Genomic DNA, 25,241 nt, shown 5'->3' with positions numbered 1-25,241 from the left:
ACTTTATTACATCAATATATACACCGCAGGAAGGGCGATACCGCTGAGTATCCACAGTGATCTTATACCCCAAGGGCTGTGTTTCCCTCTAATCATAAACAGACCACTTAGCGCTAAAAAAATTAGTAACGCAGCAAAAATATCTGAGAATATAACCCAAGATGCTTTTGTCTCGTTCAAATGTAGGCGGTTAAATGCTTGAAATACATGTCGAGGGGTTATTTTTTCATACACTATTTGGTGATCTTTTAGGTTTAATAGCAGGTTATTGCCATTTTTAAAAAACAGCTTAAATTGAGTTGGTGATGCCCAATATGAGGCCTTAACTTTTTCATTTGTCTCACTAACCGCAAGTAATTGATGAGTGAGCTTAGTGTCGTCATCAAGTGACCACTTTTTGGCTGATGCAGATATGAGCACTTGCTCAATACGGTAGTTCGGGTTCCAGTCATCTTTGTGATTAACCGCTATGCCCGATACTGCAAAAATGATCACTAAACCAATGCAAAAATACCCGACATCACGATGCAAACTACGGTTTAATTGATACCCGTTAATTTTTCTTTTTGTTTTACTCAAAAATCTCTACACCTGTAGGCACAAGTTGATAAATTGCCATTGGCTCTGTCACTGTGTTTTCGTCAAATACATTCCCAGCTTGTTGGGCTCTGTGCGCTAGCAAGGCTTTAGTGCGGGTTAAGTTGAGTTGGATTTTATTTAGCTGTCCTGTTGCTATTGCTTTACTGCCTTTGGCAGTCATAGGGAATACCATATCGCCGTCATTAACCTTGATTTTCAAATTTTGAAAACGCTTATCAGAGGCAATTGTCATCCAGCACCCTCGTTTAGCACATACTCCGACAACAGTCCCTTCAATGGTGACTTGTTGCTCTAAGAAGGTATCAGGCGCAGCCATTATAGTCGAAATTTTTAATAGGCTGGCACTATCAACAGGTTTGCCAAATTGTTCAGCTTTGGCAGTTGATAGCCCTATTGTTGCAATGATTAAAATTAAGAGTTTGCAAAAATTCATCCTCGATCCTTTATGTTCAGTGAAATTTAGTCAAATCATTTGAAAGATACGGATTCATAATCCTTTTTCAATATAATCATAAGTAATTAGGTATTGCAATTTCAAAGGGCAAACCCTAGAGTCTTCATGTACCCGTATGGGGTTTAAATGAGATTTGTAGAGGGAAGTTATGCGCCATTATCCATTGTATAAAATCGACGACGTGTGTTTACGCCGCCTAGGTGGTGGGATTCTTAAAACGTATAACCTCACAAGTATACTCAATCTAGATACTGAAAAAGCAATCGATAAAGAGTGTCAGGATTTACTCGCATTAAATGACGATTGCACAAGTGATGATTTTAGTGAATTACGCCAGCGGCGAAATATCAGTGATGATGTGCCTGACGACGACTTATTTGCCCAAGTAGTTGAAGATAACATTGGCAATTTATTTATCGTAAGTGTTTGTCGTAATGATGATGACGAAACCATGTTTGAAATCTTTAGCGAACATTCATTCACTGAATCAGCTTTAAAAAAACTTGTCGCTTACATTCGTAAGGTGTTTTGTTGGTGCAAACCTGAGCACATTTGTGTTTGGCCTGCGCCTGCGTCACCACAAGCACATCAATTACTGTCATTACCAGGTGCTCGCGCCGTTGACTCTTTATTAGGCTGTCAAACGCCATTACTTGATGTGAGTGCTGCTTTAAAAGCGGATATCTCTATGCAGCCTTTTGAGTTTGACACATATTGGCCTTGGTATGAGAAGGAGTACAACCAGTTTCTAACTGAAAACCCAGCAATGGCAAATATAGTGCCGATCAGTGATAAAGAAGAATTGAATGAGTCTATTGAATCTGGCTTATGCTGCATGGCATTTTATCAAGGTCAGCCTTTAGGGATGGTTATGGGCGAGGTAAGTGAAGAGTTGGGTTTTAATGGTTTATTGGTGAGTGATATTTTTATTGCTAAACAATTTAGAGGCCAAGGTTTAGCCTCACCGATGCAGCGTTTATATTATCAAGAGCATGTTCAGGATTTTGAGCTTTTCTTTGGTTATATTGATGCGAGTAATATTCCCTCATATAAGAATGGACTCAAACAAGGGCGCAAGTTACTGCGCCAAGAGCTTTACCTCCCGGCGCAATTGTTTTTATAAGCCGTTATTCATATCCACGTGATTTTTTAGTTTTAATAATCGCAATGTAGCCATGCCAGCTGGCGTAACTAAGCAGTGGCATGAGCACAATAAATCCCGTGCCGCCAGTTACAAAACCTAAAGCAACAAACACAAATATACAGACCGCCCACACAATCATTGCTGCAAAGTTATGTTTTACCGCGTTCATTGATGACATAACAGCGGTCATAATATCAACGCGTCGTTCCATCATAATTTGTGGCGTAAAGGCTGAAATAGCAAATACAGTTACCAGTAGGATGCCACCTATAATGCTACCCAGTGTCAAAAATGCAGACAACTCTTCAAAAGTGGGATTGGCATGACTTGGGTATAGCGCATGAACTAACGCGGCTAGGCGCATCCAAATAATCATAATAACCATTAAAAGGATGGCAAATCCCCATTCACCAACCGGGTTTCTGAACATCGATTTTAACGAATGCATTAATGTGGGCTTATGCCCTTTTTCAAGTTCCCACGCAACATCATACAAACCTACAGCAAACGCTGGGCCAATTAATGCAAACGCTACGGTGGCAGGTAAAATGACCAAATGAGTGCCTGAATACAGGGCACTGTAAATAATTGCTAAAGGAATAATTGTAAAAATTAATCCGTAAATAAGGCTGAGCAAGGGAGCGCGAGTCATGTCTTTTACCGCTAGCGCAAGCCAGTGAAAGGCTGCAAATGTATCGACTTTGTTGCACTCTAAACAACGTGCAAACTCGGCGTTTTTATCAATTGTGTTTGTTGACGGCATAAATGAGTCTCCTATTGGGGCTACTCTTTAGGTTTAGAACACAAGGGGATTATTTACAAATTATTAAGGGTATTTTTATGTATAGCCTACTTATTAATTAATAGAGAACCCGTTATAAAGCTAAAAACTAATTAATTAGTTGATAGAGCGTATTTTGCACGCTATAGTATTTAAAACTAATTAATTAGTAGAAAATCTAAAAGGTAAATACGATGGCCAGAAATAAATCTACGCAACTAACTGATGGTGAACAAAGCATTATGGAAGTGCTTTGGAAAAAGGGAGATGCATCCGTTCGCGATATTACGGATGAACTATCAAAGCAAAAGCAAACAGCTTACACCACGGTACAAACACTCTGTAAGATCCTTGCTGAGAAGGGCTACGCTGATTTTAAAAAAGAAGGAAAAGCGTTTATTTACACCGCTAAAATCACCCAAAAAGAAGCACGACAAAGTGCACTTACTTCAATGCTGAATAAGTTTTTTGGTGGATCACCCAAGGTACTCGCCCAGCATTTAATGCAAGAGACGGATATAGACCTTGATGATTTAGAAGCGCTGCAACGTAAAGTTGATCAAAGCAAAGATTAATCAATTGGTATAAGGATGTTAGGGCTATGATGATTGAATATACTTTATTAACTACGTTGGCGTTTCACCACTTAGTGATTGGTTTTATTTTACTGATAGGGCTGTCGTTACTCAATCGATGTATAACACTGAGTGCAGAATTGAAAAGCTGGCTTTGGATGACGGCGTTTGTTGCTGCAACAGTACTGCCTTTTAGTTTGATCACCCAAGAGGGGGAAAATACAGTTGTTAGTGTAAATACCTCAGCCCCAGTCAATGCGCTTAAAAGCACACCAGATGCATTAACGCCTCTGACTTCTCATACCCCTAATAAGCCAGTGAACAGTTGGCATTTGCCGAGCGAAATTGTGTTTAATTTTACTTTTTTGCTTAGTTTAGGTGTTTTTGTATGGTTTATGGGCAGTGTTTGGCGAACTTTTACTGTGCTTTCATCCTATATTCAAACACGATTTTTAATACGTTCGACTATAGAGCAAGCCCTTGACCTTTCAACTCACATTGATGCCCACGTCTATACCTCAGATAAAGTGTCTTCTCCTTTAGTTGTAGGGCTTAAAGAGCCAAAAATTATTATTCCTAAAAGCCTGACTGAGCAACTAAAGCATGAACAATTACGTGCAATCGTCTTGCATGAATACGCCCATATTAAGCGAGGGGACAACTGGTTTGGTTTATTTCAAGAAGTGATCGCCATCTTGTTTTGGTGGAGCCCAGTAATTCGCATACTAAATAAACAAATTCATGTTGAGCGTGAGATTGCGTGTGACCTACGCGCCGTAAATGAGTTAAAGAGCACTCAGCTATATGCACAATCATTAATTGATTGCGCTAAATTAATGGTTACACAACAACGCAGTGTATTGGCAATGGGGTTATTTAGTAAGAAAAAAGAGTTGAATTATCGTGTCGGGGCGGTGTTAGAAAATAAGCAGTTTAAAAAGCCACGAATAACCGTAATTACGCTAATTTGTGCCGCTGTTACCGCTACAACTATTCAGGCAACTCAGACATTTTCACCTAAAATTAGCATTAAACATACGACTGAGGATGCGCGTCATTATTCATTATTGCCTAAATTTGAAAGTCAGGCATTAATTGAAGCGGTTTCTCGTAATGATATTGAAGCGGTACAAGCACTACAAGGTGAGGGGGTTGATATAAATATTCCTCTTATTGGTGATGGCACCGCACTAATGATTGCAGTAAAACAAAATAATAAAGTAATGGCACAAGCATTAATTGACTTAGGGGCGGATGTTAATCAGTCATCAAGTGGTGATGGTAACCCCCTTATTGTTGCAGCAATGAGTAACAACACCGATTTGGCAAGGCTGTTACTTGATAACGGGGCTGATGTTAACGCCATTGTGCCACGTGATGAAACACCGCTTATAAATGCAAGTTACTTTGGCTTTTATGCCATGACAGAGTTGCTGATTGAACGAGGGGCGGATGTTAATTTAGCTGTCACAACGGGTGCATCTGATGGTTATCAACTGCGCTCACCCCTGAACCGTGCGCGCACTGATCGTATTAAATCACTTCTTATTGCGAATGGAGCACGTTAATGATAAACGCCAATGCGCATACCCCGTAAATCAATGTGAGAGTTTCGCTGATTATTGATAGTTAATCAGCGCTTACTTATACATGTAACTTATTAATAATTGAATGATTTTAAACCTACTTATTAGTGGGCTAGCCAAACTCGTTCTAAAAAAGGTAACCAGGATGTTTAGTTTGTTTAATACAGCCTCAATCAGGCTTGCTATGGAAAAGGTGGCAATATGATATTTAATACCCCTCTGTTCTTTTGGTTTTTTGCCATTTTCATTGTGTTTTATGGCTTTGTTTTTTTAAAACAAAAGCCCAAAGTTTATTTAATATTAGTCGGCAGTTTGGTGTTTTATGGTGCATGGAATTATAGTTTCATTCCGTTGCTGGTCGGCAGTGGTCTTGCGGATTACTTTATTGCTCAAGCGATATATAAAGCAAAAACCCAACAACGTAAAAAGCAGTGGGTCACACTGTCCATTGTTCTAAATTTAGGGCTTTTAGCAGTATTTAAATACGCTGATTTTGCGCTTAATTCTGTGTCTGAGTTGCTAACTACGTTGGGGTATCATGCTTCCATTGAGACCTTAGGTTGGGTGCTACCTGTGGGTATTTCTTTTTATACTTTTCAAAGTTTAAGTTACACCATTGATGTATACCGTGGAGATATGAAACCGCGCAAAGGGCTGGTGGAGTTTGTTGCGGCGTTGTCTTTCTTTCCGCAGTTAGTAGCAGGGCCTATTCTGCGAGCAAGTCATATATTACCGCAAATGCATGCAATCGCTTTACCTAAGTACACGGCTGTTAAGCATGGCTTTTTGTTGATCACGGTCGGCCTTATTAAAAAAACAGGCGCAGACATATTGGCTATTCCGGCGCAGCATGCGTTTGAAGCAAAAGGCCCCGTTAGCACATTGGAGCTTTGGACGGGGGTACTGGCATTTGCGGGGCAAATATACGGGGATTTTTCGGGTTACACCGATATGGCCATTGGTATTGCATTGATCTTAGGGTTTAGTATTCCGCTTAATTTTAGAGTGCCTTATTTTGCACTTTCGCCAGTTGATTTTTGGCGTCGCTGGCATATTTCGCTTTCTACTTGGTTGCGCGATTATTTGTATATTTCATTGGGCGGAAATAGACACGGCAACCGGACACGAAATGTATTTTTAACCATGTTACTCGGTGGCTTATGGCATGGCGCAGCATGGACTTTTGTTGCATGGGGGGCCTTTCATGGCGCCATAATTACCGCTACGCATTACCTTGCTGGACTTAAAATATTTGCCCGATTTAATCAGTCAACAGCATGGCTTGTTACCTTTATTAAATGGGCCATTACTTTTTATTTAGTCTTGATTGGGTGGGTGTTCTTTGCTGCTAACGATCTTACCTCTGCGATAAATATTATCACGAATTTACATATGCTTAATTCAACTATTACTGCTGGTAATAGTGCCATGACTATTTTCATTATGACCTGTGGATGGGTGTTACTAGTGCACATTATGGATTTTTACGTGATTAAGGGGGCAGACAAATTAGAAAACAAACCTTGGTTGTTCTGGCTATTAATGATGTTGGGTCAAGGTGTGTGTTTATTTATCGGGGAGCCAAGTAATGAGTTTATCTATTTCCAATTCTAACCAGCAAGGTAAGTCATCAATGACATCACAAAAATTATATGGCAAAGCTATTTTGGCAATTGGCTTATGTATGGCTATGGCATTATTAAGTATTCATTTTATTTTACAAGGGATGGGCGTTAACTCACAGGGGGTGTTGGGCCGAGTCACAGAGTCTCGCGCAGCGTTACCTAAAATAGTTACAGAGCCCAATGAGGTGGTTATGTTTTTTGGCTCATCGATGACACGTGCAGGGTTTTCGCCACGTAAATTTGATGCTGATTTAGCCGAGCAGGGCAAGCAAGTTAAATCATTCAATTTTGGATTTGGCGGGCTTAACCCTTATTTTCAGGACTTTTTATCACGTCGTATCGCAGATGAGTTTAACAAAGAGAATCGCAAAATTAAGTTGGCGATGATTGAGTTCAACCCTTTTCAAACGACTCAAACACGCTGGAGTAACGCATCCCCCGTACTCGATTCGTTTTTAACTTTGTTAGCCAGTGATGCAGAGTTAATGGAAATAGCTAAAACGGATGTAACCCGTGGCATCAGACTGTTTAATATCAAGTATTTACGCGGCTCTATTTCGGCCCAAATGATCACCAGCTTTTTTGCTCGGGAGCTGTTTCCACCGCAATCACATCAAACGTTTAAGGACAATGATGAAATTATTGCTGAGCGTCGTCGTTTAGGGCGGCTACTGGGTGAAAAATTTGCTGAGGAATACCCAAATTATAAAGGCGAGGAATGGAGTTATGATTGGCAAGGTGGCGGTACAATGCCACAAGAACGCTCAACGGAAACGTTAGCCATATTTAATGATTATTATCGCGTAACACAGACGGACAATGCAATGAAAAATGACCGTCTCAGTCGTATTCGCAGTGCCGATATAGAAGAGCTGAACTTTGAGCCCCTGCTCGTTGAGCACTTTATCAATATAGTTAAAAACTTTCAGCGAGTTTCACAAAACGTTGAAGTGATGATGTTACCAAAAAACAGCAAATGGATAAAAACAACCCCTGAGGGCGAAAAGCGCTTGGCGGCCGTGGTGAAGCAGATTGAAGAGGCAACAGGGATTAAGATGCAAAACCATCAAAACCTGCCGCAGATCACACCAAATATGTATCGCGATACCACGCATCTATCGCGTTACCGAGGCGACATTGCGTATACCGATTACTTAGTCGAGCACTATCAAAACATATTTTAAATACACGGTATTAGGCAAAGCGTTCGCCAACGTCAATATAGGACGTTGGCGGCTTTGATAAATGGATTTAGCGTGACTGTTGTGCTTTTATAAGTAAAAGTAATTCTGCGGTTGCTGTGGCATCGGCTAGGGCACGGTGATGATTAGTCAGCGCTAATTCAAAGTGCTTAGATAAGTTACCTAAAGAGTACGATTTAAGACCAGGAAACGCTTTACGTGACTCGACAACCGTACACAGCTTTGGCATTTTAAAATAAACTCCTGCCATTTCGTACTCTTTGCGGATAAAGCCGTAATCAAAGTTAACATTATGAGCGACAAAAATACTGCCTTGTAATTTATGCAGCAGCGTATCAGCTACTTCGCAAAAGCGGGGGGCTGTCGCTACCATGGTATCGGTAATACCCGTTAGCGAGACAATAAATTTTGGTATGCGCATTTGTGGGTTAACCAGTGTTGACCAAGTATCGATCACTTTGCCGTGCTGTATTTTAACAAGGCCTATCTCGGTGATTCTATTTCCGCCTTTTAAACTGCCCGTTGTTTCAATGTCGACCACACTGTAAATGCGGTTTGGATCATTAACCCAATTAACGGCTGCAATGTGTACGTTGAATCCTGAGTTTTTTAGGTTGTCGATGGTGGTTAACTGGTTACGCCTGAGTTTATCACCCGGTGCTTTAACTTCTTCAAAGTGCACGGTATTACCTGAGAGTACCATTAAGTCTGGGTAGCCGTCTTTAAGCTGCATAAAACCCTGACTCATGGCTTTTAAGTGCGCTTTAAGTGCATCTAATGGGCTATGTAATATAAGTACTTCTAATGGTTTTAACACTTCACTGTGCCAGCGAAACAAACCGTTTGGCTGTTCAAAATACAGGGCAACCTGTTTACACACATGTTTTAATAAATCATCGGCTGTGTGGCATGTGGCTAATAGCGCATCAATTTGCGTATGTTGGTTTTGATAAAAAGTATCGGTTTTAAGTGCATGTGGAAATAGATCAAATTCATTGCACGGCGGGGTGGGCGTTTCAATATAAAGTTCATGCCAAAATACTAACCCAAACAGGCTCTGCCACAGTGCGTTTTCAGTATTATAAACCGTTAAGCCTTGTTGCTCATAGTGCGCAGCGACACCGTGCTCTACATCGCCGCGATAAATTTCATCTATTTCAACCACACACTGTGTATCCGCAAGCATAGCGCTTAAACGAGATCGAGTTCGCTTGTTAAATTTACGCATTAGGAAATCATCAGCAAAATAGAGCAGGTCATCGGTCAGTGGATCTTCAATAATGGCTTCAAGCTGGGTTTTTACCCAGTCTTTATTACCTTGGCGATATTGCTCGCGTATTTGTATTTCTTCGGCTTCAGGGCTGTCTTTACAGGCATTTAAAACATTAAAACTCAGCGCAGGATCTATTTTTTTTAGTTGTTGATAGAGCCTCAGTAACAGCTTGTTTTTAAGGTTTATTGCCAGTGTGCCTTGTGCTTCTTGCGCAATAACCTCGTGAGCTAAGCCTTGGTATTGCTCGTCAGTTGTTATATTTTTAAATGCCAAGCGAGCGCGGTTTAACGCATAATTTGACTTTGCTTCACCCAAAGTATCAAATCTTGCTAAGCTTTGATTATGGCTTTGTCTTGTTGCTCTCACGCCTAAATCACGCAGCACAAAACTATTTTGATGATTAATATCGCCACCACTTAAGCGGCCAATGTATAAAAACTCAAAGTATTCATAAATATCAGCGCGGTTGTTAACAATAAATTGGCTATATAAAGGGGTTAGATACTCACGTTTGCTCGCAAAAAAATCACAAGCTTGGTTTACTAATATCGCTTTGGCAGCACTTTTTTTAATACTCACTGTCGCCGAAAATGGTGCTAGTAGCTCAAGTAATGCCGGTTTAGTTAAGTGGCTTAGTAGTGCTTGATAGTCATTATGAGTAGGGTGTGTAACAAGACCCGCATGCATTAACGCTGTAATCGCCTGTGTTGGGTTATCTATTTCATCGTAAGTAAGTGTATTTATAGCTACAAAGCAAGGTTTACGGGAATAAATACGCGCAAGCATGCATTGAGCTTGCTCGTTGAGTTGGTTTACTTTATTGATAAAGTCAGTGTGTGTTTGTTGTAATAAATGCCCACATTGCGTATTTATAAAGGTGAGCAGCTCTTTAAAGTGAGCCAAGTAATACTTTGCTGGTAGCTCTTTTTTCATTACGGTAACAACCCAATTTAGCTGTATATATAAACAGTATCTAGCATTTTTTTTGAGTAATCAACCTCAATAAATTGTTTATATAGCCCGAGTCATCATTTATTTTTATTAGGGCCTGTTGACCTTTTAAAGTTACACACCTCGTGCTGCGATTAAATAGCTCCTAGTTTGAACGAATTTTAATCCGCAAAGGTCAACAGATCCTAGTGTGCGTCGAATACGCTTGTGAAATTGGCTTTTTATTTAGCAATCCATTTATTGTCGTGATGGAAAAGTTATTTCCTTGACCGTTCCTTTTGTAACACCTTTTTAGGGTAGATAAACATGAGCCGTATTAAAGCTTCGCATTATTTAGGTATTCACCCATCAATACCCTAAATCATCTTCAACCCCAGAAAATATGTAGTCTGAGGCCGTCTGAGTTTATAAGTGGCAGGACTGAATTAATAAACTAAACTTATATAATCGCTTTTTTTAAGAGCACATTACGTGAAGTATTTTATTATTATTGTGTTGTTCTGCATGATGTTTAGTAGTGTAAGTTATGCCTCTGAGATCAATTGTCATCTTGTCGTTCGTTTTGAAAATTATGCTGCCCAGTCGCATCAAGATGAAGAACTAACATGGCATGGTCAGGATGTTGATTTTGCGAAAGCATTGCTTGATGAAGCAGGTTGTACGTACCGTTTTGTCAGTGTTCCTTGGGGGCGTTCATTAAAAATGCTCGAAACTGGCGAGGTCGATCTAATGCTTAGTGTGTCGAAAACGGCACAGCGAATGCGTTTTGCTTATTTTATTGGGCCTCAAAGGCAAGAGAATATTGTTTTTGCGATGAATGCAGAGCGTGTTTACTTTCTTGACTCTATAAGCAGCTTATTTGAGCTTGATGCACCGATAGCTATTCAGCGTGGAGCCTACTATGGCAATATATTTGAACAGCGTTTCATAGAAGAACGAGATACAGATGAGCGATTTATTTACGTGCCAGACAACCAATTAAAGCTCGACTTGTTACGTAACGGGCGTATCTCAGGCTTTTTAGAAGAAAAATATAACATCATTTATCAAGTGCAAAACAACCCTGACTTTATGAAGGTTGCCATTAGTCCACTAGTCATTAATTCTGAAGATGTTTATTTTGCGTTTAGCAAAGCGTCGGTGTCAAAATCGCAGCTAAAAATATTTGAAAAAGCACTTTCATCGATCAAAAAATCAGGAAAGTTGACCGCTATTTTAAAAAAATACGACTTAGAGTAAACAGATACTTTTTTTCTGAGTGGAAGGTGTTGGCTATACGCTTTTATTTGAGTGACATCCTATATGAATTCATTAAACGATCCTCCTAAGCAGCCTGAGTTTCTTTTGAAGTCAGCCTTAAATGTGTCTCTGGTGAGCGTAATAGCTATAGTTCCTTTTACTGTCTATGATTTTTATGTGATAAAAAATGGCATGGGGTTTTTAGGGATCATCGCTATTTTATTTTGCACGATAAATGCCGTAATGTGTTTTAAAGGAAGGTATAGCCTGGCGTTAAATTTATTTGCAACAATGCCAATAATGGCTAGTTGTTCAGTTGTTGCCATTAATGTTTGGGGGGTAACGGCATCATTTTGGGCATACCCTGCGGTATTAACATGTTATTTTGTTTTGCCACTGCATTTAGCACGATTAGCGAATATTGCTTATCTAGCTATGATCTTGCCATTCGGTTGGTACAATTTATCGCCCGAAGTGTTTGCTCGTTTTTATGCTGTTTTAATCAGCATTAGTATTTTCGCATATTTAACGCTTAAAGAAATTGCCCGACAACATAGCCAGTTACATACTTTATCTATAACGGATGTATTAACGGGTCTACATAATCGCTTTTTACTTGGCGACTCTTTACAAAATGCCATCAACTTACATTATTCAGAAAAAACACCTATGTCTATTTTAATGTTGGATCTAGATTACTTTAAAAAGGTCAATGACCAATATGGGCATGACGTAGGTGATGATGTTTTAAAAGAATTTGCAACTATAATGCACATGCATTTAAGCAGTCCTGATATGTCATTTCGCTTGGGCGGAGAAGAGTTTTTAATTTTATTACACGGTGCTGATGAACATAAAGCAATCCAAGTGGCTGAAGAGATACGCACTCATGTTCAAAGGAGTAAATTACTCCCTGAACGAGCATTAACCGTGAGTATTGGTGTGTGCGAACTATTTAACAATGCACATTGGCGAGATTGGTTAAAACAATCAGATGCTAATCTGTATTTAGCTAAAAATAGAGGGCGCAATAAGGTTATTGCGTGCAGTCATCGCTGAGCATGAACGAGATAACACTAGCGCAAATCTAATGTTATCTAATAGATGTCAATGACTACGCTTTTTCAGCTCTTGCGAACGGATCGCTGGTGATTGAGCACTTGCCGTTTAAGTTACCAAATATAGGTGGCTTCTCTATCAGTTCTTCACCTTCAAGTGCCATTACTTGAACGCGTTGGCATGTTGTGATTTCAGTTGAAAAATCCAGCCAAACTTGTGCCATGTTACACATATTTAAGAAATAATATGTCTTGCTTGCTTGATCGCTAATGTTAGACCAAATAGTGCTAGAGCTAATACTTGCACTTCGTGGGTTAAATCCATGTGGCACAGCACACGCTGCAACCATTGAGCGTGTTTGCGATACGGCTTTTATAAGTGAGTCAACGGATTCGCTCAGTGAAATATAAAAAGAGGCACGTTCAAAGTTTTGAGTAGAAGAAACGCCACCAGGGACAGTGTAAAGAGGTCGAGGGTTAGGTGTTTCACCTTTGCCCCACGTATACTGCCAATATTGATTTATTTCTAATTGTGTTTTGTAATTTGGTTCATTGGTTGCCACTTTGAATTTTTCGCTTTCATATACCACAAATTGGTTGTTATTCACTTCAATGATGGCTGAGTTGCCCGTTTTGTCTGATAAACAAAGATGAAGTGACGCTGGGGTTGATTTCCCTAGGCCATCAGGCACATCTTCTTCAACAATTTGAATTTCTTGTTTCCTGAAATATTGTGCCGCTGTTTTTACTGATTCAAATTTATCGAGTGTAAACTGAGCCCAATTAAGCACACTCAACACTTTTTTACCTTCTTGAAGGGGGGAGTGCTCATTGTTTTCTGTATCAGGTAGATGCGCGTCGCTTTGTTGGCGTATAGGAGTGTAATCAGCGCCTGTATCATATAAGGCATTAACCACCAGGCCTGCTGAATTCATGCCATCAGCGGTTGCCATTTCTTTATCTCCCATTAGGGTGGCGATGCTTGAATACTCTGACTCCCACTTGAGTATTTGTTTTACAGGAACTTTAAACTGGTCAGTGTCTTTAGGTATGAAGCCAATACGTTGAAGTCCTTTAGGGAAAGTGTATAAATAAGCATTTACGGCTGCAAACCAATCCATATTTCTGGCTGTTATTGGAAAGTCTGCGTTTAGACTGTTAAAAATACGTGTACACATGTAAGTTATCCTATTATTTTCTGGATTGTTTTGTCCCTATGTTATCTAATTGATTTATTAATACAACGCATATAAAGACCGTTTAAAATGACCGTTATGGAAACGTTTGATCTTGATTACACGCTAAGGCTCAGATTAAAAGTAATTAAGGGGATGGCAAGTGTCACTTTTTTTATTGCTTTGAGTGTAGGGCTTCTTAATGCTTTTATTGGACAACATTTTATCTATGGAGGGATACAATGTCTTTACGGGCTGTGCTCGCTTGCTTTGTACTTCAATGCCAGTAGAACAGAAAGCTTGCACTGGTCAAAACAATTGTATGTATATTCATTTATTGGGTTGGTTATAAGTGGCTCGTATATGGCACCACTTGTGTCATATCTTTTAATCTGGGCGCTCACTCTACCAATTATATTTTATCTGTTATTAGGCAAACAGCTTGGGGTTGTTTTAAGTGGTGTTTACTTTTTAGCCCAAACCTTGATTATTTACTTTAAAATGGATGCGTTTTATACATCACCATTGATAAATTTCATTTTTAGTTACTTCTTGGTTTGGGGAGTATCGCATGCATATGAGACGTCGCGCGCAAACTCAGAAATCGCACTGCGGACACTTGCATTAAAAGATCCCCTCACAGGGTGCTTTAATAGACTGAGCTTAACTAAAACCTATTCCCAATTAAATACAGGCAACCCCGTGAGTTTAGCTCTCTTAGATATTGATTTTTTTAAGAATATTAATGATTCATATGGGCACCCATTTGGTGATGAAGTACTAAAAAAAATAGCGCAAACTTTAACGTCTGTTATCGATAAAAACAGTGTGTTTCGAATTGGCGGTGAGGAGTTTTGTGTTTTGATGGAAAATATCAGCGCTGATCAAGCCATTATTAAGGCTGAAGAGATTAGAGAGAAAGTAGCGGCTCAATACGTTACCCACGGCAAAGACGATATCGGTGTGACAGTCAGTATTGGCGTATCGACAGCAACGGATGCCGGCATTTCCGAATTACTAAAAGCAGCAGATGTAAATCTTTACCTAGCAAAAGAAAGCGGTCGTAACTGTGTGGTGTATAAATAATTAATGGATTAATGAGGTGTTATTGCGAAGCGTTAATATTATACCTCTGTGTGATACTGACATAAAATCGGTCTCACCTTCACAGTGTTTTAGCACTTAATAGTTTATTGTGCATGTATCTACATTGTTTTTGTTACAATAGTGGAAATCTAAGTAGTAAAAAGGTTGTTCAGGTTTCTTATTATTAGCAATGTAGTTGTACATTAACTCTGCACTTAAGCGGCCCATTTCAAATGGGTTTTGCCCAATATTTGAAGATGATAGCCCTTGATTCAATGCTTCTAACTGCGTTGTCTCCGTATCTGCTGACACAATAATCACTTCTTTTGATGCTATTGCATTTTTGTATGGGGTCAGTGTCTCTATGTAGTGTGGGTTAAACTGCGCAAACCCGGCAACGGCTAAAAAAGCAGGCGGCCGTTTTATTTTCAATAAATTGGTAACTTGTTCAAGAGAGGTATCTCTTTTACCTAAGCTATACAGTGGGCAGCGGCTAAACTCTTTCCAGCCGTTTTCACCCGACAAACGCTGCGTACTTTGCCCTGAAAGAGCAAACCTTACACCAGCAATGCGTTCGTTTAAATTAGGTGTCGTCTCATGGCCTGATTGAATACAGATGTTTTTGTTATCATTATTAATCAATAGTTTCACTTGATTGCCCAGTGCCACACCAAAATCAAAGTTATTAGTACCCACATAAGCCAGTCGATACTGATTATCTTTTGGTAGTAGGTCAGAATCAAAAGTGATCACAGGAATCTTTTTTTCGTACAGATTCTTTAGAGCACGATTGACTAAATAGTCTGAGTCAGTCGTAGCAACTAACAAGCCATCTATCCCCTTTTTTACCATGTCGTTAATAATTAAAGCTTGCGTGCGAATATCTTGATAGTCATCAGGCCCATCATATAGGCAGGTTACTTCAGGATGAGCCTCAGCAAATGCCATACAGCCTTTGTATGATTGTATATAAAAGCTATCGTTTTTTGTTTTTCCAACTATCCCAATAACAAATTTTGCGTGTACTAGCAGTGGTAAGCACGCTAGAGCAAAGAGAATGAAAAGGATTATTTTTGAATTATGATGGTGCGTGGGTTTTGTAAATAGCAAAGGTAACAACCCCTTAAGTAAAGCATATTAGATATAAAATAGATGATATAAACAAAGACTAGCACGAAGTTACTTGGTTGTTAACGTTATAGTTACATTTGTGGCATTAATAGCGCTAAAGGTTTCATTGTATTGTTGGCTAATCGGTTTACTAAAATAGCGTTGATTATTTTTTATTTGATAACACTAACAAGAGGGATCGGATAAAGAGTAATGTACGTAAAATATCAGTACTTCTCATAATAATATTAATTAAAAGGTAAAAAGGCGATGTTCAAAACATTAACTTCTGTTCTCCTTGCTGTTTTTTTGTTTGGTTGTTCAAATCAATACCCTAATCAAATACTGCTAGGCAAACAATTCCCAACAGTAAGCGGTGAAAGCTTAACCAAAGAAGACGTTGTGATCCCTGATGATTTTAATGATGAACATTCATTGTTGTTAATTGGTTATAAGCAAAATAGTCAATTTGATATCGACAGATGGCTAATCGGTTTAGATATGACAGGGGTCACAATTCCTGCTTATGAATTACCTACAATTCAAGGGATGGCACCGCGTATGTTTAGCACTTTTATTGATAACGGCATGCGCAAAGGTATACCCAAAGAGTTATGGGGGGGCGTAATCACCATCTATAAAGATGGTGAGAAGGTACAAGCTTTTACAGGCAATGAAAGTCCAAATAATTGCCGTGTTGTACTGATAGATAAAGCAGGAAAAATTCTTTACTTTTATGATCGTGGGTTTTCTGTGGCTGCACTAAATGAATTAAACGCTGTATTGAAAAAAAGTAAACATATGGGTGAGTAAACGATACGATCACATGTGAGTGCTCTTGTTCAACTAGAGCCTCATCGTCCGACTTATTACCCGCTTTAATCCTTAATTAAGCCTCAGTTTTGTATCACCCCCTCCTGTGCAATGTGTTCGAAAATCCACGAAAATATAAACATTTCACTGAAAATTACAGCTTTTAATAATTATTTTCATCTATTTTTTATATCTCTATTAGCTGCATTATAACAGCAGGTTAGCCATATTTGGACTAGCCTGATTTTGATTTTTCACAATGTGTCAACCTTGAATTATCAGTTCTATTACTTTAGTATTTATTTTTATTGAACGATCAATTAATAAAAATTATGCCTAAAGTTGGAATGGAACCTGTCCGTCGTCAGCAGCTAATTGACGCCACGATTGAGTCGGTAGCTGAACGTGGTTTACAAAGTACAACGATTAATAGCATTAGTAAAAAGGCGGGCATGTCGTCTGGCATTATTAGTCATTACTTTGGCGGTAAGCAGGGGTTGATTGAAGCCACTGTGCGCTATTTACTTACCAACTTGAAACATGAACTTATTAATCGTGTAACCGCCACAACAACAGCACAGCAACGCTTGATGTTTATTGTTGAGGCAAATTTTGCTCGCTTACAGCTACAAAGCGACACCACTAAAACGTGGTTAAGTTTTTGGGCGCAATCAATGCATGACGCGCAGTTACACCGCTTGCAAAACGTAAATAGCCGACGCCTGTTAAGCAATTTAACGAGTTCATTCAAACAATTAATGAACAATGCGGATGCCAAGCTTGCCGCTGAACTATGTGCAGCGATGATTGACGGGCTTTGGCTAAGAGCGGTGTTGAGTAAGTCAGATGAAGATCAATTTGAACATTGCGAGCGCTTAGCCAAAGGCTATGTAAATTCACTTATCAAACAGTACGGAGCTTAATGTGACAACGCCTGTTTATCAAAATTTTATCAACGGTCATTTTTTAAAAAATCAAAGTGGTGAGACATTCGCAGTTAAGAATCCTGCCACCGATGAAGTTATTTACCACGTAGAAGTCGCCGATGCGTTTGTCCAAAATGCCGCTATTGAAAGTGCTAAACAAGGGTTTGCAACGTGGTCAGCAATGGCGCCTATCGAGCGTAGCCGTATTTTATTAAAAGCGGTTGAGTTATTGCGCGCACGCAACGATGAGTTAGCAAAAATCGAAGTGCTTGATACAGGTAAACCGTGGCAAGAAGCCGAGTGTGTTGATGTACAAACTGGCGCAGATGTTATTGAGTACTTTGCAGGCCTTGCCCCTGCGCAAGTGGGTCAACAACAAATGGTCGGCGAAGATTTTTATTATACCCGCAAAGAGCCATTAGGTATTTGCGCTGGTATTGGTGCTTGGAACTACCCTCTGCAAATTGCTTGTTGGAAATCAGGCCCAGCGCTTGCTGCAGGGAATGCACTTATTTTTAAACCTTCTGAAGAAACACCACTTGGTGCAATTAAATTAGCGGAGATATTTATCGAAGCGGGTGTTCCTGCTGGGGTATTTAATGTTGTGCAGGGGGCGGCTGAGGTCGGTCAGTGGTTAACGCAACATGCTGATATAGAAAAGGTATCGTTTACCGGTGAAGTCGGCACAGGTAAAAAGGTGGTGGCCAGTGCCGCAGGCTCGCTTAAAGATGTGACAATGGAGCTTGGTGGAAAATCGCCACTATTAGTATTTGATGATGCTGATATTTCGCAAGCGGTAAGCGCAGCTATGCTGGGTAATTTTTATACTCAAGGCGAAATTTGCACTAACTGCACACGTATTTATGTACATAAAAATGTCTATCAGCAATTTATTGATGAGCTGAAAACGCGGACTGAGCAAAACATTATTGCCGGCGACCCAATGAACTCTGAGGTTAACTTAGGTGCGCTTATTTCAAAAAATCATCACGACTTAGTAATGGGCTACATTGATAAGGGCATTAGTGAAGGCGCAACGCTGCTTACTGGTGGTAAAGCACTTAAACCTGACTCTGCACCAAATGGTTACTTTGTCGCGCCTACGGTATTTACCGATTGCACCGACGACATGACTATCGTTAAAGAAGAAATTTTTGGCCCAGTGATGAGCGTATTGGTATTTGATGATGAAGATGACGCTATTCGCCGTGCTAACGATACCCATTTAGGCTTAGCGGCAGGTGTATTTACTAAAGATATTAAACGCGCACACCGTGTTATTCATCAATTACAAGCCGGTATTTGTTGGATCAACAGTTACGGTAATTCACCGGCTGAAATGCCAGTAGGGGGTTATAAGCAATCGGGTATTGGTCGTGAAAACGGTATCGAAACACTTGAACACTATACTCAAACTAAATCAATTTATGTTGGTATGACTGATATAGAGAGCCCATTTTAATGAGTGCACAAACATATGATTACATCATAGTTGGTGCAGGCTCAGCTGGGTGCGTACTGGCGAATCGATTATCAGAAGATAGCAGTAATCGCGTATTGCTATTAGAAACGGGCGGCAGTGATAAAAGCATTTTTATTAAAATGCCCACGGCGCTGTCTATTCCGATGAACACTGATAAATACGCGTGGCAGTTTCATACCCAAGCTGAACCGTTTTTAGATAACCGCGAAATGCATTGTCCACGCGGTAAAGTATTAGGTGGCTCATCTTCTATCAATGGCATGGTGTATGTACGCGGCCACGCAAAAGATTTTGACGAGTGGCAACAACATGGTGCCGAGAATTGGAATTACCAATCATGCTTGCCGTATTTTCAAAAAGCCGAAACCTTTTATTTAGGTAAAAATGAATACCGTGGCGGTAACGGCCCGCTGGGCGTTAATAACGGTAATGAAATGGCTAATCCATTGTACAAAGCCTTTATTAATGCGGGTCAGCAAGCAGGTTATGCGGTTACTGACGATTACAATGCAGGTCAGCAAGAAGGCTTTGGGCCAATGCACATGACTGTAAAAGATGGCGTGCGAAGCTCGGCAAGTCGTGAGTATCTTGATCCAGTTAAAGCGCGCCGTAATCTTAAAGTAGTGACCGGGGCGTTGGCTGAGAAAGTCTTACTTGAAGGTAAAAAAGCCACGGGTGTTGAATACAGCATCAATGGTAAAAAACACCAAGTATTTGCCAGTAAAGATGTGGTGTTAAGTGCAGGGCCTATTGGGTCGCCGCACTTATTGCAGCTTTCAGGCATAGGTGATAGTGAAACGCTTGCAGCTGCTGGCGTTGAAGTGAAACACCATCTACCGGGTGTGGGGCAAAACCTGCAAGATCACTTAGAGTTTTATTTTCAATACAAGTGCAAGCAACCTATTACCTTGAACGGCAAACTTGGGCTTGTGTCTAAAGGCCTCATTGGTGCGCGTTGGTTATTGAATCGCAGTGGCTTAGGTGCAACCAATCATTTTGAATCATGTGCGTTTATTCGCTCAAAACCAGGCATTGAATGGCCTGATATTCAGTATCACTTTTTGCCCGCAGCGATTCGCTATGATGGTAAAAGTGCTTTTGACGGACATGGTTTCCAAGTGCATGTAGGCCATAACAAGCCTAAAAGCCGCGGAGCAGTAACAATACAGTCGGCAGATCCTAAAGTTGCGCCAAAAATTCAGTTTAACTACTTACAGCATCAAGACGATATTGAAGGATTTAGAGCGTGCGTACGTTTAACCCGTGAAATTATTGAGCAAAGCGCGTTTGATGACTACCGCGATGATGAAATTCAGCCGGGCAAAGATATTCAAACCGACGAGCAAATAGATGCGTTTGTCCGTCAAGCGGTTGAGAGTGCTTACCATCCGTCATGTTCATGCAAAATGGGTGAAGATGAGCTGGCAGTGGTGAACTCAAATACACAAGTTCATGGTATTGAAGGGCTACGAGTGGTGGATTCATCTATTTTCCCTACAGTGCCAAACGGTAATTTAAATGCGCCAACCATTATGGTGGCAGAAAAAGCGGCTGACTTAATTTTAGGTAAGCCACCACTTAGTAAATCGCATGCAGCGGTTGCCATCGATTCACAATGGCAAACAAAGCAGCGTAGCTCGGAGATATAAAATACCCAAACTACCTCAAGAAGCAGAATTCAGCGTTTCATAGGTGCTTAATATCAAGGCGTTACTTTGCAAGAATGGCAGTCCCTTTTAAGAAGTAAGAACGATGAGAGTAAGTGCCTGTGAAACGCCCAAAGGGTTGGTTTAAAAGCGATTTATACTGCGTTATTGATTTTAACAATAGAACCACTATTACTTGCAATCAATGCCTTGCCTAAATCGCTTTTAATTCCAACTGAAACTCGCTTCTTGAGGTGGTTTGGGTATCAATGTCACCTGAGACACATGTTGTGTCTTGGGGCTTGCAGTGGCGCGCACCATAAGTTGTTTGTGGTGCGTTAATGCGAGATAAAACACACGGAGAAAAAATGACATATTATCATTTATTTTGGGGGGCAAATTATGACCTTATGGCTTAGTGCTGGCATTATTTTTACCCTACTGGCAATTATCGCAATATTAGTAAAATGGGGAAATGTGAAGTGTGTAGGTGTCACACCTGTTAGAACATTTACCTTTATCGCAATCTTATTTACATCAGGCTTAGACGTTGGCTTGATTATGTTTCCACTGACTGAGTTTGCAGGTTATGCAGACATAAAAGCAAGCCCAGAATATGCGTTTGCCAATCCAATGGCCATTGAGTTTGGTTATTGGGGCTTTCTGATCTGGGGATTTTATTTCCTTACGTGCTTTTATTTCTGTGTAATAGAACCTAAAGTGAAATTCTTTGAAATTCCTTGGGTTAAATTAATCAATAATGTCGTTATTATTGGTACATGTGCATTTACTGCTTTCTTATTGCTCTCAAACTTACCTTGGTATTTACCCGCGTTAGGTGATGGCGAGTCAATTATTCCTTCGTTCTACCTCATTGTATTTGCTGCTATTTGCTTTGCTGTTTATTCAAGCACTGATATTAAATATGTGCGTTTTTTAAGTATCTCGACGACATGGCTATTTATTGCTTTGATAGGCTTTATGTGGGTTGGTGCATTCATGGGTGATAATGGTCAAGTGTCAGACTTTACCAATAACCTCGCATTAATAGGCAGCTACTTTGGTAATATTAACGAGTTTATTTTACCGCTGAATGATTACCATGAATTTTACCTTTTCTGGTGGTTTGCGTGGAGCATCATGATTGGCCAATTTACTTCTCGTTTTGTCGGCGGACTGAAAACTTATCAAGTACTTGGTGCCATGTTGATTTTCCCTTCAATTCCAATCGCGATTTGGTTCGGTGTGCTTTATCACTACCATGAAGCGGGTATCCCTACGCAAGGTATTAGAAATATTGCGATGGTATTTGTCGGCGTTGTTTTTGTTATCAATTCATTGGATTCACTCGTACGCTTATATACAGATAACTTAAACATGACGGTGAAACGTTTGGGTAAATTTAACTACATTGTTCTAAATGTAGTGGCTCTTTCATTGCTAACTTTATTATTTAAACTAAACTTTTTGCAAATACAGTGGGTTGGTGCGCTTGTGATTGCATTATTCTTTAGTTGTGCAGGGTTTATTGCATACAGCAAGTTTAAGACGGTGAGCAATATCGATAGCTCACCAAAAGATAACAAAATTGACTATACAAAAATTGAATCAGTAAGCTAAGGAATAAACATGACAACACAAAAAACATTACTTGCAGTTGCACTACCATTCGCTCTTTTTTCAGCATCTGCACTAGCTGATTGGTCAACAACTATTACAGGCGTATCAGATTATACGTTTAATGGTGTAAGCCAAACCCAAAACGATCCTGCAATTCAAGGTAGCCTTGATTACTCATTTGGTGACTCAGGTATGTACGCAGGTACATGGGCATCAAACGTTGATTTTGGTGATGATACCAACATTGAATGGGATGCCTATTTTGGTCGTTACGCACAGTTAAATGATGCGCTAAGCGTTGATTATGGTTTGGCTTACTACAGCTACCATGGACAAAGCAATTCAAGCGATGGTAACTATTTTGAAGCTTACACTAAGTTTGGTTATGCCAGCGATTTAGGTCAAACAGAACTTAACTTTTGGTACAGCTGGGACTACTTTGGTACTGGTGCTGGGCATGTGATTTCTATGGTTGCTCACACAATTGAACTTGCACCTAATCATGCACTGCGCGCTAGTTTTGATATTTCAAACTCACTTGATGGCGATAAGTTTGCGTGGGATACAGATGGTAAATCATACAACCACTATCGCTTAGCGTATCAAACAAGCCTAGCGGGTTTTGATATTGAAATAGCGGGTGAAAACACGAGTTTAGATTGGGATACGGCAGACGAGCGAATTGTGCTTTCAATAGGCCGCACTTTCTCACTGTAAGCGCTTTAGATTATTTTGTTTAAGCACCAAAACGGCCATATGATATGGCCGTTTTTTTATCTTTTACCACGCTCATTTAAGCGCGTGTTATCGACTAAATATATCTAACAGTAAAGCGGTTTAATCCAGCCATTAACACGGTGTATAGACTTACTAAAACTAGTACAAGTAAGCTATCGCCATGGTCGAATATATAGTTCACTAACCCCATATTAAAACCAAACGATAAGCAAAGAAATACACCCAGTAGATTAATGTTTTTACAGACATTACTGATTGCAAAGCTAAACAATACGCCACTCGCACAGGCTAAAGCATAACCTAATATGTTGAATAAAAATAACTCCTGATGCGGTATGACGAGTGCCAACACTGTAATAAAAAACAGGGCGGCGATCATAATGGCTAACTTAAATGCACTGTGACTCAGCGCTACTTTTGCGCTGTAACTGGAGTTATAAATAGGCAGAGTGAATAATAGCTCCCATGAGTTTTGCTTTTGAATTTTACTCCATAGACTCAATGTCACGATAGTAAATAAGAGTAAAGTTAATATAAAAACGGCATGCTCGATAATATTAATAAACAGATTCACCGTGACAGCCATGCCACAAAAAATGGCAATGAGTATCAAGTATTGCGATAAACTTGCGCCAACAAAGTAGCTGAGTGGGAAGAGCTGTTTGTTTATTGCGTTACCGTAATTAGACAGAAAACCGCTGGGTATGGGTGACCAACCAGACTGAAGGCCTTGGCGGTAGTTAGCCAAGGAGTCTGAGTGCCAACGGTATGCATTGGTAAACGTTTTATGTGCCAAAACAATACCAATAAAACCAAGCGCGCAAATGGGTGCTAGCCAAAGTGATAGCTGGTCGATTAATACACAGATAAGTATGCTAATTAGAAAGAAGAAATAACAAATCGCTGTAAATAAATGGCTATTCGAGCGATTTAAAAACCAAATAATAATACCAAGTAGATTCGCTACACACAGTGTTGTTAGCAGGACTGCATTACCTGCAATGGTAATACTCGATAAAGCGATTATATTATTAACGACAAGAAAAAACTTTCCTTGAAACATTACATGTTTGCAATAATCAGGCACTAATACTTGCCATTCAGTGGCTTGCATTTTTATGCTTTGCCAAGCAATAGCGCTGTACATACTGATAGTGGAGAACATGATCATTAATTCGAGTAGCTCTTCATCCACCCCGATAGCGACTAAGCACAGTAAAGTAGATATAAGGGCTGCTATAAAATAACTGGCGCAGCCAGCTTCTTTTAACCATAGGCTGGTTATACCTTGATACCAAGGTCGATTACTAGCAGGGTTCATCCATGCAGCTCCACAAATAGCTGTTCAAGGGAGAGTGCATTTATCGCGATACTCCCTGCAATATCTTGGCCTGTGTAGCCATATATTATGGCGCTGTTTGGTTGTTTGTTGAGCACTTTATAGGCGCTTAAATCGACTCTAGAATCAGCAAAACTAACTTTTCTAACCGTATCACGAATTAAATCAAGTTCATCCATGATCAATAATTCGCCATCTTTTATCAATGCAATATGGCTGGCAACGCGCTCGATATCAGACGTTATATGTGATGAAAATAAAATTCCTGAATCAGAGTCAAGTGCCAAATCAAATAAATCGCCCATAAATTCACGACGTGCGATGGGATCTAAGCTTGCAACCGGTTCGTCTAAAATGAGTAACTTTGGACGGTAGGCCATAGCCATGATAAGCGCGAGTGTTTGGCGTTGGCCTATCGATAAATCGTTTATGGCAGTAGTAGGGTTTAGCTCGAAACGTGTTAGCCACTTATTCTCTAACACCTCATCCCAATCAGGGTAAAAACTTCTGTGTAGGGCGAGGGCATCAGCAATTTTGAAACCTTCATAGCCAAAGGTTTGTTGCGCGACATACCCAATTCTGGTTTTATTATGGGCACTTAACTCATTACTTTTTTCACCAAAAACGTGAACACTGCCTTGTTCAGGAGTGAGTAACCCAAGCGCATTTCGCAATAACGTTGTTTTACCTGCTCCGTTTTTCCCTAGTAAACCGACCACCATACCGGGTTCAATATCGAGATTTACATTGTTTAATATTTGACGTTGCTGATAGCTTTTACAGACATTTTTATAGCTAAGAAGTGGTTGTGTCATTG

General features: G+C 39.9%; 22 protein-coding genes. 14 read left to right on the top strand and 8 right to left on the bottom strand.

Annotation, left to right across the window (positions count from 1 at the left end):
• Positions 1 to 6: 6 nt before the first annotated feature.
• Together ATS75_RS08885 and ATS75_RS08880 are read right to left on the bottom strand one after the other, a co-directional pair.
• Positions 7 to 579: a PepSY-associated TM helix domain-containing protein gene (locus tag ATS75_RS08885; RefSeq protein WP_058560094.1), complete on the bottom strand. Its 573-nt coding sequence runs from the start codon at positions 577 to 579 to the stop codon at positions 7 to 9.
• Positions 572 to 1,033 (bottom strand): DUF4920 domain-containing protein, encoded by a 462-nt coding sequence (locus ATS75_RS08880; protein ID WP_058560093.1) that lies wholly within the window; start codon positions 1,031 to 1,033, stop codon positions 572 to 574. Before ATS75_RS08880 ends, ATS75_RS08885 begins: the two co-directional genes overlap by 8 nt.
• Before the next feature lie 169 nt (positions 1,034 to 1,202).
• Between ATS75_RS08880 and ATS75_RS08875 the strand changes: the two genes are divergently transcribed.
• The gene (locus ATS75_RS08875; protein ID WP_058560092.1) at positions 1,203 to 2,177 is read left to right on the top strand and encodes a GNAT family N-acetyltransferase; all 975 of its coding nucleotides are present in this window, start codon (positions 1,203 to 1,205) and stop codon (positions 2,175 to 2,177) included.
• Positions 2,178 to 2,181: 4 nt separating this feature from the next.
• Here ATS75_RS08875 and ATS75_RS08870 read toward each other — a convergent pair whose 3' ends face one another.
• The gene (locus tag ATS75_RS08870) at positions 2,182 to 2,961 is read right to left on the bottom strand and encodes a DUF2189 domain-containing protein (protein WP_058560091.1); all 780 of its coding nucleotides are present in this window, start codon (positions 2,959 to 2,961) and stop codon (positions 2,182 to 2,184) included.
• A gap of 212 nt (positions 2,962 to 3,173) precedes the next feature.
• On the opposite strand from ATS75_RS08870, the gene ATS75_RS08865 reads away from it, so the two are divergent.
• The 4 genes from ATS75_RS08865 (at position 3,174) to ATS75_RS08850 (ending at position 7,949) form a co-directional block, all read left to right on the top strand.
• Positions 3,174 to 3,554 carry a BlaI/MecI/CopY family transcriptional regulator gene (locus ATS75_RS08865; protein ID WP_058560090.1) on the top strand — a complete coding sequence of 127 codons (381 nt, stop codon included), beginning with the start codon at positions 3,174 to 3,176 and terminating at the stop codon, positions 3,552 to 3,554.
• Between the two features lie 26 nt (positions 3,555 to 3,580).
• Positions 3,581 to 5,122, top strand: coding sequence for a M56 family metallopeptidase (locus tag ATS75_RS08860; RefSeq protein ID WP_058560089.1), 1,542 nt, complete (start codon positions 3,581 to 3,583; stop codon positions 5,120 to 5,122).
• Positions 5,123 to 5,341: 219 nt separating this feature from the next.
• Positions 5,342 to 6,754, top strand: coding sequence for an MBOAT family O-acyltransferase (locus tag ATS75_RS08855; RefSeq protein WP_058560088.1), 1,413 nt, complete (start codon positions 5,342 to 5,344; stop codon positions 6,752 to 6,754).
• Positions 6,729 to 7,949, top strand: a complete 1,221-nt coding sequence (locus ATS75_RS08850) for a hypothetical protein (RefSeq protein WP_058560087.1) — start codon at positions 6,729 to 6,731, stop codon at positions 7,947 to 7,949. The genes ATS75_RS08855 and ATS75_RS08850 overlap by 26 nt, the downstream gene beginning before the upstream one ends.
• Positions 7,950 to 8,016: 67 nt before the next feature.
• Here the strand turns inward: ATS75_RS08850 and ATS75_RS08845 are convergent, their stop codons facing one another.
• The gene (locus tag ATS75_RS08845) at positions 8,017 to 10,173 is read right to left on the bottom strand and encodes an exonuclease domain-containing protein (RefSeq protein ID WP_058560086.1); all 2,157 of its coding nucleotides are present in this window, start codon (positions 10,171 to 10,173) and stop codon (positions 8,017 to 8,019) included.
• Positions 10,174 to 10,662: 489 nt separating this feature from the next.
• On the opposite strand from ATS75_RS08845, the gene ATS75_RS08840 reads away from it, so the two are divergent.
• Both ATS75_RS08840 and ATS75_RS08835 read left to right on the top strand, forming a co-directional pair.
• Complete coding sequence (locus ATS75_RS08840; protein WP_235591162.1) at positions 10,663 to 11,430, top strand: substrate-binding periplasmic protein; 768 nt, start codon at positions 10,663 to 10,665, stop codon at positions 11,428 to 11,430.
• Between the two features lie 63 nt (positions 11,431 to 11,493).
• A complete protein-coding gene (locus ATS75_RS08835; RefSeq protein ID WP_058560085.1) occupies positions 11,494 to 12,489 on the top strand; it encodes a GGDEF domain-containing protein in 996 nt (331 codons plus the stop codon).
• 55 nt (positions 12,490 to 12,544) lie between these two features.
• Here ATS75_RS08835 and ATS75_RS08830 read toward each other — a convergent pair whose 3' ends face one another.
• Positions 12,545 to 13,666: a linear amide C-N hydrolase gene (locus tag ATS75_RS08830; protein ID WP_058560084.1), complete on the bottom strand. Its 1,122-nt coding sequence runs from the start codon at positions 13,664 to 13,666 to the stop codon at positions 12,545 to 12,547.
• Positions 13,667 to 13,762: 96 nt separating this feature from the next.
• On the opposite strand from ATS75_RS08830, the gene ATS75_RS08825 reads away from it, so the two are divergent.
• Positions 13,763 to 14,749 (top strand): GGDEF domain-containing protein, encoded by a 987-nt coding sequence (locus ATS75_RS08825; RefSeq protein ID WP_161936892.1) that lies wholly within the window; start codon positions 13,763 to 13,765, stop codon positions 14,747 to 14,749.
• A gap of 96 nt (positions 14,750 to 14,845) precedes the next feature.
• Here ATS75_RS08825 and ATS75_RS08820 read toward each other — a convergent pair whose 3' ends face one another.
• Entirely contained in the window at positions 14,846 to 15,859 is a 1,014-nt protein-coding gene (locus tag ATS75_RS08820) for a substrate-binding domain-containing protein (protein WP_414858280.1), read from the bottom strand.
• A gap of 270 nt (positions 15,860 to 16,129) precedes the next feature.
• On the opposite strand from ATS75_RS08820, the gene ATS75_RS08815 reads away from it, so the two are divergent.
• The 6 genes from ATS75_RS08815 to ATS75_RS08790 all read left to right on the top strand — a co-directional run bounded on the left by ATS75_RS08815 (position 16,130) and on the right by ATS75_RS08790 (position 23,064).
• Positions 16,130 to 16,672 (top strand): hypothetical protein, encoded by a 543-nt coding sequence (locus ATS75_RS08815; protein ID WP_058560082.1) that lies wholly within the window; start codon positions 16,130 to 16,132, stop codon positions 16,670 to 16,672.
• A 332-nt stretch (positions 16,673 to 17,004) separates the two neighbouring features.
• Positions 17,005 to 17,595: a transcriptional regulator BetI gene (betI, locus tag ATS75_RS08810; RefSeq protein WP_058560081.1), complete on the top strand. Its 591-nt coding sequence runs from the start codon at positions 17,005 to 17,007 to the stop codon at positions 17,593 to 17,595.
• A gap of 1 nt (position 17,596) precedes the next feature.
• Positions 17,597 to 19,060 carry a betaine-aldehyde dehydrogenase gene (gene betB / locus ATS75_RS08805; protein WP_058560080.1) on the top strand — a complete coding sequence of 488 codons (1,464 nt, stop codon included), beginning with the start codon at positions 17,597 to 17,599 and terminating at the stop codon, positions 19,058 to 19,060.
• Positions 19,060 to 20,730 (top strand): choline dehydrogenase, encoded by a 1,671-nt coding sequence (betA, locus tag ATS75_RS08800; protein WP_058560079.1) that lies wholly within the window; start codon positions 19,060 to 19,062, stop codon positions 20,728 to 20,730. Before betB ends, betA begins: the two co-directional genes overlap by 1 nt.
• Positions 20,731 to 21,129: 399 nt before the next feature.
• A complete protein-coding gene (locus tag ATS75_RS08795; RefSeq protein WP_058560078.1) occupies positions 21,130 to 22,347 on the top strand; it encodes a BCCT family transporter in 1,218 nt (405 codons plus the stop codon).
• 9 nt (positions 22,348 to 22,356) lie between these two features.
• Positions 22,357 to 23,064, top strand: a complete 708-nt coding sequence (locus ATS75_RS08790) for a TorF family putative porin (RefSeq protein ID WP_058560077.1) — start codon at positions 22,357 to 22,359, stop codon at positions 23,062 to 23,064.
• 94 nt (positions 23,065 to 23,158) lie between these two features.
• On the opposite strand, the gene ATS75_RS08785 is transcribed toward ATS75_RS08790, so the two are convergent.
• A complete protein-coding gene (locus ATS75_RS08785) occupies positions 23,159 to 24,406 on the bottom strand; it encodes a hypothetical protein (RefSeq protein ID WP_058560076.1) in 1,248 nt (415 codons plus the stop codon).
• On the bottom strand, positions 24,403 to 25,239 hold the full coding sequence (locus ATS75_RS08780; protein WP_058560075.1) for an ABC transporter ATP-binding protein: 837 nt from the start codon (positions 25,237 to 25,239) through the stop codon (positions 24,403 to 24,405). Before ATS75_RS08780 ends, ATS75_RS08785 begins: the two co-directional genes overlap by 4 nt.
• Positions 25,240 to 25,241: the final 2 nt, after the last annotated feature.

It is taken from the genome of Pseudoalteromonas sp. H105 (assembly GCF_001469215.1).
GTDB lineage: Bacteria > Pseudomonadota > Gammaproteobacteria > Enterobacterales > Alteromonadaceae > Pseudoalteromonas.
This window is presented reverse-complemented; position numbering and strand designations above follow the sequence as displayed.